This is a genomic window from Pseudomonas syringae group sp. 247E2 (assembly GCF_032587795.1).
GTDB classification, from domain to species: domain Bacteria; phylum Pseudomonadota; class Gammaproteobacteria; order Pseudomonadales; family Pseudomonadaceae; genus Aquipseudomonas; species Aquipseudomonas amygdali.
The window spans coordinates 1-2,303 of the sequence record NZ_JAWHPK010000022.1 but is presented as its reverse complement, the minus strand read 5'-3'; the positions used below and the strand labels follow the sequence as shown (position 1 = coordinate 2,303).

General features: G+C 51.0%; 1 protein-coding gene and 1 pseudogene. Both read right to left on the bottom strand.

All coding sequences use genetic code 11. From position 1 onward, the window contains the following. Window positions 1-233 precede the first annotated feature (233 nt). A complete protein-coding gene (locus RYC18_RS19160; protein ID WP_046832749.1) occupies window positions 234-917 on the bottom strand; it encodes a hypothetical protein in 684 nt (227 codons plus the stop codon). Next, window positions 914-2,303, bottom strand: a pseudogene (locus RYC18_RS19155) (hypothetical protein); the annotation flags it as partial. The gene RYC18_RS19160 and the pseudogene RYC18_RS19155, both read right to left, overlap by 4 nt.

Sequence of the window (2,303 nt, the reverse complement as noted above, 5' to 3'; positions counted from 1 at the left end):
TAGCACTCCCCATGGTCGCTTGCTGCTGACTATGTTGAAGTGCACGGACTGCCCGGGTAATAGACTTGGCAAGCGCACTTGTACTCCTGCGCCATTTTGTAGCGCTACGCTGTAGTAATACCGGGTGCGATTAAGCAACCACTGGTTTATGCAACCGAGCAGCCAGATAGGGTGAATACCAGAGATCTCGTGGTTCGGCCTTAAGGGAGTGCTTATTGAGGTCGGCAACGGGGCTACCATTTCCAGGCTTTTTCCGTGAACTCAGTTGTTGGGGGGAGCACGGTGTGGAGAAACGCGAGGTATTTGTTGAACAGCACCTCATGCTGGAATCGGGCCTCAAAGCCCAGTGTGACATCCGTGCGGTGTGTGACGATCATCAGCCGTTTACGGTCGACGGTCACAAAGTTGTACTCATCCCAGGGCAGGCTTTGTTCATGGTGAATGGGGTTTTCCCAGCTCAGCAGCTTGAGGGCTGCGATACAGGCGATGGCTGCCGGCCCGACCAGGAAAAGCAGTGAGCCGGTGAGAGCGGCGATGAAGACGAATATCAGGATGACGGCTATGGCAATGCCCTTGAAGAAGGACGAGGCGAAGTCGGGGTAGTGAAGGTAGTACTCCAGGTGGGCACAGTTGGTTTTTATGGTGTAGTTGTAGATGGTTTTTTGGCGGATGAGCAGGCCTATGAAGTAAGCCAGAACCCCTCCAAGAGCAAGTATCAAGCCCGCTAGTAGAGGCGGGTTTTTTAAAAATACTTTCCAGCCCCCCCAAATAAAAATTGAGCTCCCGGTCAGATGAATTGCGGCAAATATGGACTGCGCTATCATGATTTCTTTAGGTGATTTAGCCAGCGTTTTTATTTTCCAGTTTAGAATATCTCGGCCTTTTAGCAGGCATGGGGAGGGCGTCTGTTGAATCATAAAGGAGTACTCTCTGCGACTTCCAGAGTCAGGGTGCCAATTCTGCTTGATGCCTGTACTTCAAGCTCCACAGCAGCCAAACCATCAATAGCGGTATCGCCCCTTGTGCCAAGCTCCATCTGAAACAGATAGCCTCTATCGTCCTCACTAGGATTGATCAGATTGTTCGGATACCAGATTTGCAGCTCAAGATACGTTGCGTCCTTGTCGAGCGGCACCCAGGTTTCCCAGATGAGGTCTTCGTTTTCAGGTGGCATGAGAGGATAGGTGAAATCTTCACTCGTCTTGCCAGCTTGCTTGTTGGTAAGCGTCCCGAACTGTTCGGCCTTCCTGAATTGTCCGCGGTCCAGAAAAGCTTCATGCAGAGGGTCGTCCATTTTTTCTACAGGTAGCACTCCCCATGGTCGCTTGCTGCTGACTATGTTGAAGTGCACAGATTGCCCGCGTAACAGATTGGGTAAGCGCACTTGTACCCCTGCGCCATTTTGTACGGCTACGCTGTAGTAATCGCCTTTGCCAAGGTAACGGTCTTCGTAATGCACGGTGCTTTTTGCATGGACCTGCGGAGATAATTGAATTTCAATCAGCGCGCGCACTTCTTCCTGCTCACCTTCGGCAGTCTCAGCGTAACGATAGGCTAGGGTTCTCGACCAACAGCACTTGCGTAGCCACCAGCCAACACTGTCTTGCTTGAAATAATTCAGGGCCATCGTAGCGATGAGATAAATAAAACCAGTTGCCATCAAGGCTACGCTGAACCACGGATTCATCGCGATAATCGTAAAAACACCAGCGGGAAAAATGCCTGCCAATAACTGGGCTGCAGAACCCAATCCCATTACCAATACAGAAAATCCCTTAATGCCAATTCCGTATTCTTCTCCTGATGTTTTTGCTTCGTGAAAATCATCTGTGATATCAAATAGCTCAAGTACAACCGCCACGATCCCAAACCCACCCATCGCCACCATCGAAACCCTGAACCCTCGTATTGCATCACCCCAAGTTACATTTCCCTTGGCTTTCCAATACGCACTGGACCTGTCCAGAATTGCCACATTCTTGCCGTCAATCAGCTCCGGCGTCGCATCCCTTATTACGCTCCAAGGTGCTTCAACAAACACCGCCATCAACAGATTGAAGCTGTACCCCAGTCCATACGTAACCTTGCCAATATCCTTGGCACTGAAGTCTCCATCTCGGGTGAGATCACGATAAGTGAGTGCGGTATTGATGAAGTTGAGCATGATCACACCCCAAGTGATCGAGCCCGCAGTGCCGCCGAGTCGGTCGGTCCAGCGTTTGGCTTGGGCCAGCCAGTCCTTGGCCAAGGTTTTGCCGGACTGGAAGTACTGGCGAATCTCGTCCTGCAGTAATTTGGCGTAT

Bases quoted from the DNA above. Each gene is read 5' to 3' on its own strand.
- RYC18_RS19160 (WP_046832749.1), bottom strand. From the start codon at position 917: ATGATTCAACAGACGCCCTCCCCATGCCTGCTAAAAGGCCGAGATATT.